Origin of the sequence: Phenylobacterium sp., assembly GCF_030645195.1 — a bacterium.
GTDB lineage: Bacteria > Pseudomonadota > Alphaproteobacteria > Caulobacterales > Caulobacteraceae > Phenylobacterium.
Genome location: NZ_JAUSLW010000062.1, coordinates 21969 through 30130, shown reverse-complemented (window position 1 = coordinate 30130; position 8162 = coordinate 21969). Strand labels below are relative to the sequence as shown.

Genomic DNA, 8162 nt, shown 5'->3' with positions numbered 1-8162 from the left:
AGCGCCCTGCAGGAGGCGTCGAACTTCCTCAACACCCGTCTGCGCGGCAAGACCCTGGCCGAGGCCGGGCGCGAGATGCGCACCGAACTGGACACCGCCCGCCGGCAGCTCAACGAGACCGCCGCCCGGCTGGTGGAGGATGGCCTGGCCGCCTGGGGCGGGGGCGAGGTGGCCGAGCGCGCCCTGATCGTGCGGGGCCGCGGCAATCTTCTGGCCGATCCGGAGACCCTGGACGACCTCGAGCGCGTTAGGATGCTGTTCGACGACCTCGAACAGAAGGAACAGCTCATCGGCCTGCTGGACGGGGTCAACGAAGCCCAGGGCGTGCGCATCTTTATCGGGGCCGAAACCCGGCTGTTTTCGCTTTCGGGTTCCGCCGTGATCGCCGCGCCCTATATGACGGGCGGTCAGAAGGTGCTGGGCGCGATCGGAGTGATCGGTCCGGCCCGCCTAAACTATGCCCGGGTCATCCCGCTGGTGGACTATACCGCCCGCGTGCTGTCCCAGGTCCGAGAACGCGTGAAGGATTGAACATGTCCGACGATCATACGCCGGCCGAAGACGTCAACGAGATCGCCGATGCGGCGATCGACCACATCGAGGCCCTCACCGCCGAGAACAAGGGGCTGAAGGAGCAGGTGCTGCGCTACGCCGCCGAGGCGGAGAACACCCGCCGCCGCGCCGAGCGCGAGGCTAATGACGCGCGCGCCTACGCCATCCAGAAGTTCGGCAAGGACCTGCTGGCCGCCGCCGACAACATGGGCCGAGCGCTCGCCGCCGCCCCGGCCGACAGCGCCGACACGGTGGTGAAGAACTTCGTCGTCGGCGTGGAGATGACGGCCAAGTCGCTGCAGGCCGCCTTCGAGACCAATGGGCTGAAGAAGATCGAGCCCGAGAAGGGCGTGAAGTTCGACCCGCACCAGCACCAGGCCATGATGGAGCAGCCCTCCACCGAGGTCGGCGCCGGCGGGGTGATCCAGGTGCTGCAGCCGGGTTACGAACTGCTGGGCCGGCTGATCCGCCCGGCCATGGTGGTGGTGGCGGCCAAGGGCTCCACGGGGCCGAGCGCCGCGGCTGCGGAAGCCGCGGGCGCCCCGGTCAATCCCTATGCGGCCAACGACGCCAGCCACGATGCGGCTCACGACGGCGACGCGGTGGACACCAAGGCCTGACCTGGCCGCGGGGTTTTAGGTCTTGGCGTCCGGCTTGCGCAGCCGGATCAGGCCTTCCTGGGTGACCGAGGCGACGAGGTCGCCCTTCTGGTCGTAGATCGAGCCGCGCACGAAGCCCCGCCCGCCCGACGCCGAAGGGCTGTCCTGGTGGTAGAGGTGCCATTCGTTGAAGTTGGACGGCTTGTGGAACCACATGGCGTGGTCGAGGCTGGCCGACTGCAGGCCGGGGGTCTGCCACTCGACGCGGTGCGGGCGCATGGCGGTCGAGAGCATGTTCATGTCCGACGCATAGGCCATGATCACCTGGTGCATGTGCGGATCGGCGCCGATGGGGGCCGTGGCGCGGAACCAGACGCTGTTCTCGGCGGGCTTGGGGCCCTTGCTCCAGGAGGACGGACCGACCGAACGCATCTCGATGGGCCGCGGACGCGACATCATCTTGCGCATCTCCTCCGGGGCCTTCTCCATCATCTTGCGCTGCTTGACGGAGTCGTCCTCCAGGTCTGCAGGACCCGGCACGTCAGGCATGGGCGCCTGGTGCTCGAAGCCCTCTTCCAGGACCTGGAAGGAGGCGGCGAGGTTGAAGATCTGCTTGCCGTTCTGGATGGCCACCACCCGCCGCGTGGTGAAGGTGCCGCCGTCGCGCGAGCGATCCACGTCGAAGACGATCGGCACGCGCGGATCGCCCGGGCGGATGAAGTAGCAGTGCAGCGAGTGGCAGACCCGGTCCTCGACCGTCTCATAGGCCGCCAGCAAGGACTGGGCGATCACCTGGCCCCCGAAGATGCGGCCCGGTCCCATGGACGGGCTGACGCCCCGGAACAGGTTCAGCTCCAGGCGCTCCAGCGACAGGGTCTCGGGCAGGCTCTCGGGAGTGTCCATATGCGTCTCGAAATATGCTGCAAGTGCGAAAGGCGCTGGATTAGGCCCATAGCGGCGCTCGGGCAAGGCGGTAGAATTACGCACGCCGATGGTCCAAAAGCCGCAGATGTCCTTCGACGCCACCGTCCTGACCATGTTTCCCGAGGCCTTCCCAGGTCCGCTCGGCGTTTCGCTGATCGGCACGGCCTGGCGCGAGCAGGGGCTCTGGTCCTTGGAAACAGTGGACATTCGGGGATTTTCCAAGGATAAGCGCGGCTTCCTGGACGACACCCCCGCGGGTGGCGGCCCGGGACAGGTGATGCGAGCGGACGTCATCGCCTCTGCGCTGGACAGCGTGGAGCGGCGAGGACGGCCGCTTTTGTATATGAGCGCCCGGGGTCAGCCCCTGACCCAGGCGCGGGTTCGCGAGTGGGCTGACGGGCCTGGACTGATCGTCCTGGCCGGCCGGTTCGAGGGGGTGGACCAGCGGGTGCTTGACGCCCGGGGGTTCGAGGAGGTCGCCGTCGGCGACGCGGTGCTCGCCGGTGGCGAGGCTGCGGCCCTGGTGACGATCGAGGCGTGCGTACGGCTGGTCCCCGGTGTGTTGGGGCAGGCCGAGAGTTTGAGTGAAGAAAGCTTCGAGGACGGGCTCCTCGAGCATCCGCAATATACGCGACCGCGGACGTTCGAAGGCCTGGATATCCCCGAGGTGCTGCTGAGCGGCCATCACGCCCTGGTGCGGAAATGGAGAGCTGAGCAGCGCGAAGAGAGGTCGCGGAAGCAGCGGCCGGAGTTGTGGGCGCGGAGAACCGCCAATCTACAGCCTATGGGCTATTAAGCCCGAAGACCTAGAGGACCACCCGATGAACATCATCCAGCAGCTGGAAGACGAAGAGCGCAACCGCCTTCTCGCCACCCGCAAGATCCCCGATTTCCAAGCCGGCGACACCCTTCGCGTCAACGTGAAGATCAAGGAAGGCGAGCGCGAGCGCGTCCAGGCCTATGAAGGTGTCTGCATCGCCCGTCAGGGCGGCGGCATCAACGAGAGCTTCACCGTCCGCAAGATCTCCTTCGGCGAAGGCGTGGAGCGGGTGTTCCCGACCCACTCGCCGATGATCGAGTCCATCGAGGTGAAGCGCCGCGGCGTCGTGCGTCGCGCCAAGCTCTATTATCTGCGCGACCGTCGCGGGAAGTCGGCCCGGATCGCCGAACGCTCCTACACCGGCGGCGCGGCCAAGCCGGAAACCGTCACCCCGGCGGAAACCGCCGAGGACTAGGTCTTCCGACCCTACGAGTTTCAAACGGCGGCCCTGGCGACGGGGCCGCCGTTTTCGTTTCAGCCCTCGATCCAAGCCTTCCACGCCTTCATCACCGGCGTGAAGTCGGTGGGCTGGGTCTCGTACTGCAGGACATCGTCGGCGAACTGGACCCAGGGCTGGGCGCTCTTCACCCAGAAGGCCGAGACCGGGTGCAGCCAGCTCGTGTCGTCCAGGGTTCCGGGCCGAATGGTCAGGGAATGCGGCCCGCCCGGCGGTTCGGTGAAGATTCGGGCGCCGCATTGCGGGCAGAAGCGCTGGGGGATCACGGTCCCCGAACTGGCCTTGCGCGGCCAGCTTCCGGGTTCACCGCGGGTGACCTCGAAATCCTTGCGGAACACCGGCATGGCCATGGAAAAGGCGCTGCCGGTCAGGGACTGGCAGTCGGTGCAGTGGCAGGTATAGACCGCGATCGGCGGCGCGTTCAGCCGATAGCGGAGGGACCCGCAGGCGCAGCCGCCCTCGACGGGGAAGTCCGGAAGACGGCCCATCACTTGCGCCCCAGATACTCGCCGAACCCCGCGACCAGGTGGTCGAACATCAGCCGCATGCGCCGGCTGCCCTTCAGGTTCTCGTGCATGGCGATCCAGCATTCGAGCTGGAAAGAGAAGGCGTTGGCCAGGACCGGGACCAGGCCGTCGCGGCGAGCGATCTGATGCTGGACGCCGCCGATCCCCATGCCGGCCCGGATCGCCGAGATCTGGGCGGCGTCGTCGTCGGTGCGGAAACTGAAGATCTCGCGGGTGATGGGCCGCGGAAACTCGATGTTGGTGAGCGCCTCCAGGGGCGGGCGTTCCCGGTCGAAGCCGATGATGGTGTGGTTCTCCAGGTCCTCGAGGCTCTCTGGCGCGCCGCGCCGGTCCAGATAGGCCTGGGTCGCATAGAAGCCGACCCCGAGCATGCCGACCTTGCGCGCCACCAGGGCGCCCTGGGTCGGGCGGGCCATTCGCACGGCGATGTCGGCGTCCCGGCGCGACAGGTCCTCGATCTTGTTGGACAGCACCAGCTCGATGGCGATCTCCGGATGCTGTTCCATGAAGCCGGCCAGGATCTGCGGCAGCACCTCGACCCCGACAATCAGGCTGGCGGCGATGCGGACGGAGCCCTTCTCGCTGTCGGCCGCGCCGGAGGCGTCGCGCGCGGCGGCTGCGGCGGCGGCGTGCATTTCCTCCAGGTGAGCCTTGAGGCTGTGGGCCAGGTCAGTGGGGGTCAGGCCTCGCGGGCTGCGCAGGAACAACGGTGCGCCCAGCTGCTGTTCCAGCGCCTCGATGTGCCGGCCGATCGTGGGCTGGGTCAGGCCTCGGGAGCGGGAGGCCGCTGACAGGCTGCCCGACTGCAGAACCGCGTGCAGGCTTTGGTACAGGTCCCAGGTCGGATCGCTCATGCGCTCATGAATAGCTGAGTCACGGATATCCGCAATTTCGTCTGCGCTCCCCGGGGCCGATCGTCTTGGTCTCTCAAGGAGATGGCGACATGGCGACCTCAGACAAGAGCGCTCTGGTGATCGGGGCGACGGGATCGGTGGGCGGGGAGGTGGCCGCCGCGCTGCTGGCCCATGGCTGGCGCGTGCGCGGCCTGCATCGCGACCCCGCGCGGGCGGCCCGCGAGGCGGTCGGCCTGGACGCGATCGAATGGGTGAAGGGCGACGCCATGTCGGCCGCCGAGGTGACGGCGGCGGCGCAAGGCGCGCAGCTGATCGTCCACGCCGCCAGCCCCCCCGGCTACAAGAACTGGGCGGGCCTGGCCATGCCCATGCTGGAGGCCACCATCGCGGCGGCCAAGGCCACGGGCGCGCGGATCCTCTTCCCCGGCAATGTCTACAACTACGGTTCCGACGCCTTTCCGATGATGGCCGAGGACGCGCCGCAGAACCCCAGGACCCGCAAGGGCGCGATCCGGGTGGCGATGGAAAGGCGGTTGGAGAGCGCGGGCGTGCGGACCCTGGTGGTCCGGGCCGGCGACTTCTTCGGCCCGGTCAGCGCCAGCTCCTTCCTGACCGAGGGGATGGTCGCCAAGGACAAGCCGCTCAAGAGCGTCGCCTACCCCGGCCCGCGCGAAATCCGCCACGCCTGGGCCTATCTGCCCGACCTCGCCGAGACCATGGCGCGGCTGGCCGATATCGAGGCCACCCTGCCCGACCACGCCGCCTACCATTTCGGCGGGCACCAGATCACCGGCGACCAGATGATCGCGGCCCTGGAGCGTGTCGCGGGCCGCAGGCTGGCGGTCAGACGCTTCCCGTGGCTGGCTCTGCGGGCGCTCGCCCCCTTGGTGGAGATGCTCCGCGAACTCGCCGAGATGCGCTACCTCTGGGACAACACCGTCCTGCTGGACAACGCCAGGCTGGTGAAAACCCTCGGCGCGGAGCCCCACACACCCCTGGAAACCGCGCTTCGGACCGCCCTTCAGGGTCAAGGTTGCCTCCCGGCCGACCAAAAGGCCGCGGCCTGAGGCAAATCCTTGCGCGGGCCTCGGGGAATTCGTCGCGGGGTGCTGGACTTAGGGGGCCCTGCGACCCTACATGCCGCCCATGTCCGGCAAGACCCTTTATGACAAGATCTGGGACGCCCACGTCGTTGCGCAGCAAGACGGCGAGGCGATCCTCTATATCGACCTGCACCTGATCCACGAGGTGACGACGCCCCAGGCCTTCGCCGGCCTTCGCGCCGCCGGCCGCCCCGTGCGCCGTCCCGACCGCACGCTCGCGGTGGCCGACCACAATGTGCCCACCGAGGGCCAGGCGCTGGGCGTGGGCGCGGTCGCCGACGAGGAGGCGCGGCTGCAGCTCCAGACCCTGGAGCGCAACGTCAGGGACAACGGCATCGAGTTCTTCCCGATGGGCGATATCCGCAACGGGATCGTCCACGTGGTGGGGCCTGAGCAGGGCCGCACCCAGCCGGGCATGACCATCGTCTGCGGCGACAGCCACACCTCGACCCACGGCGCCTTCGGAGCTCTGGCCCAAGGCATCGGCACGTCGGAGGTGGAGCATGTGCTGGCGACCCAGACCCTGCGCCAGAAGAAGTCGAAGAACCTGCGCGTCACCGTCAACGGGACCCCGGGTCCGGGCGTCGGCGCCAAGGACTTCGCCCTGGCCATCGTCGGCGCCATCGGCACCGCGGGCGGCACCGGCTCGGTGATCGAATATGCCGGCGAGGCCATCCGGGGTCTCTCGATGGAAGGCCGCATGACCCTCTGCAACCTGGCCATCGAGGCCGGGGCCCGGGCGGGTCTCGTGGCCCCCGACCAGACCACCTATGACTACATGATGGGCCGCCCCGCCTCGCCCAAGGGCGCGGCCTGGGAGATGGCGCTCGCCCACTGGAAGACCTTCTTCTCCGACGACGACGCGGTGTTCGACCGCGAGGTGGTGCTGGACGCCGCCGACATCGCCCCCACCGTCACCTGGGGCACCAGCCCTGAGGACGTGGTGGCGGTCACCGGAAACGTGCCGTCGCCGGAGAGCTTCGCCACCCCGGACAAGAAGATCTCCGCCGAGCGGGCGCTGGACTATATGGGCCTCACCGCCGGCCAGCCGATCACCGAGGCCAGGGTGGACGTGGTGTTCATCGGCTCCTGCACCAACAGCCGCATCGAGGACCTGAGGTCCGCCGCCGCGGTGGCGCAGCACGCCTTCCTGAACGGCCGCCTGGTGGCGCCTCACGTGCGGGCCATGGTGGTGCCGGGCTCGGGCCTGGTGAAGGAACAGGCCGAGGAAGAAGGCCTGGACGCCATCTTCAAGGCGGCCGGCTTCGACTGGCGCGAGCCGGGCTGCTCGATGTGTCTGGGGATGAACCCCGACCGCCTGGCGCCGGGGGAACGCTGCGCCTCGACCTCCAACCGCAATTTCGAAGGCCGCCAGGGCCGGGGCGGACGCACCCACCTGATGAGCCCGGCCATGGCCGCCGCCGCCGCCATCGCCGGCCACATCGTCGATGTCCGGGAGATGATGGCGTGATCACGGCCCTGGATCACATTGCTCTGGCGGTGAACGATCTGGACGCGGCCGTCGCCGGCTACCGCGCCCTGCTGGGCCGCGAGCCCAACTGGATCGGCGGCGACGGCGGGGCCCGCCACGCCTGGTTCCAGCTGCCCAACATGGCCCTGGACGTCATCACCCCGCACGGCGAGGGCGCCTTCGGCGACACCATCCGCAAGCACCTGGCCGAGCACGGCGAGGGCATCTGGGCCATCGCCTTCACGGTCGAGAACGCCGAGGCGTCGCAGAAGCTGGCCGAGCGCCGCGGCCTGCGGGGCAGCACGCCCGGCCCAACCCGCTCGACCCACGACGACGGCCGCAAGCGCTACTGGACGACCTCGGCGCTGAACGCCGCCGACACCGGGGGCCTCAACATCCTGCTGGTGGATCCGCCCCGCAGCGGCGAGCCCTGGCCGCTGTCGGAGCCCGTCGAGAGCGAGGCCTCGGCCGTCAGCGAGCTGGACCACGTGGTGATCAACACCGCCAATCCCGACCGGGCTCTGGCCATCTACGGCGCCAAGCTCGGCCTCGACCTGCGCCTCGACCGCGCCAACGAACAATGGGGCGTGCGCCAACTGTTCTTCCGCTGCGGCTCGGCGGTTGTGGAGATGGGCGCCAGCCTGAAGACGCCGGTGTCCGACGCCCCCGACCGCTTCGGCGGCCTGGCCTGGCGGGTCACCGACGCCGACGCGGCCCGCGCTCGGATCGCCGCGGCCGGCTTCGACGTCTCCGAGGTCCGCACGGGCCGCAAGCCCGGCACCAAGGTCTTCACCCTGCGCTCGGGCGTGCCCTCGGCCCCGGCCCTCATCATCCAGCAGAACGCCTGAGTTTCAG

General features: G+C 69.0%; 9 protein-coding genes and 1 pseudogene. 7 read left to right on the top strand and 3 right to left on the bottom strand.

Annotated features, from left to right (window positions below):
* Both hrcA and grpE read left to right on the top strand, forming a co-directional pair.
* Positions 1-531: pseudogene (gene hrcA, locus Q7T09_RS05465) on the top strand (heat-inducible transcriptional repressor HrcA); the annotation flags it as partial.
* Between the two features lie 2 nt (positions 532-533).
* Complete coding sequence (grpE, locus tag Q7T09_RS05460; protein ID WP_304698270.1) at positions 534-1172, top strand: nucleotide exchange factor GrpE; 639 nt, start codon at positions 534-536, stop codon at positions 1170-1172.
* 15 nt (positions 1173-1187) lie between these two features.
* Here the strand turns inward: grpE and Q7T09_RS05455 are convergent, their stop codons facing one another.
* Positions 1188-2054 carry an acyl-CoA thioesterase II gene (locus Q7T09_RS05455; protein ID WP_304698269.1) on the bottom strand — a complete coding sequence of 289 codons (867 nt, stop codon included), beginning with the start codon at positions 2052-2054 and terminating at the stop codon, positions 1188-1190.
* Between the two features lie 106 nt (positions 2055-2160).
* Here Q7T09_RS05455 and trmD point away from each other — a divergent pair, with 106 nt between their 5' ends.
* Together trmD and rplS are read left to right on the top strand one after the other, a co-directional pair.
* The gene (gene trmD / locus Q7T09_RS05450) at positions 2161-2871 is read left to right on the top strand and encodes a tRNA (guanosine(37)-N1)-methyltransferase TrmD (RefSeq protein ID WP_304698268.1); all 711 of its coding nucleotides are present in this window, start codon (positions 2161-2163) and stop codon (positions 2869-2871) included.
* Between the two features lie 25 nt (positions 2872-2896).
* Positions 2897-3310, top strand: a complete 414-nt coding sequence (gene rplS, locus Q7T09_RS05445; protein ID WP_304698266.1) for a 50S ribosomal protein L19 — start codon at positions 2897-2899, stop codon at positions 3308-3310.
* A gap of 59 nt (positions 3311-3369) precedes the next feature.
* On the opposite strand, the gene Q7T09_RS05440 is transcribed toward rplS, so the two are convergent.
* Positions 3370-3840 (bottom strand): GFA family protein, encoded by a 471-nt coding sequence (locus Q7T09_RS05440; RefSeq protein WP_304698265.1) that lies wholly within the window; start codon positions 3838-3840, stop codon positions 3370-3372.
* On the bottom strand, positions 3840-4733 hold the full coding sequence (locus Q7T09_RS05435; RefSeq protein ID WP_304698263.1) for a LysR family transcriptional regulator: 894 nt from the start codon (positions 4731-4733) through the stop codon (positions 3840-3842). Before Q7T09_RS05435 ends, Q7T09_RS05440 begins: the two co-directional genes overlap by 1 nt.
* An 89-nt stretch (positions 4734-4822) precedes the next feature.
* Here Q7T09_RS05435 and Q7T09_RS05430 point away from each other — a divergent pair, with 89 nt between their 5' ends.
* From Q7T09_RS05430 to Q7T09_RS05420, 3 genes are all read left to right on the top strand, one after another.
* Entirely contained in the window at positions 4823-5800 is a 978-nt protein-coding gene (locus Q7T09_RS05430) for an NAD-dependent epimerase/dehydratase family protein (protein ID WP_304698261.1), read from the top strand.
* Positions 5801-5879: 79 nt separating this feature from the next.
* Positions 5880-7307: a 3-isopropylmalate dehydratase large subunit gene (gene leuC / locus Q7T09_RS05425; protein WP_304698274.1), complete on the top strand. Its 1428-nt coding sequence runs from the start codon at positions 5880-5882 to the stop codon at positions 7305-7307.
* Positions 7304-8155 carry a VOC family protein gene (locus Q7T09_RS05420; RefSeq protein WP_304698259.1) on the top strand — a complete coding sequence of 284 codons (852 nt, stop codon included), beginning with the start codon at positions 7304-7306 and terminating at the stop codon, positions 8153-8155. Before leuC ends, Q7T09_RS05420 begins: the two co-directional genes overlap by 4 nt.
* Positions 8156-8162: the final 7 nt, after the last annotated feature.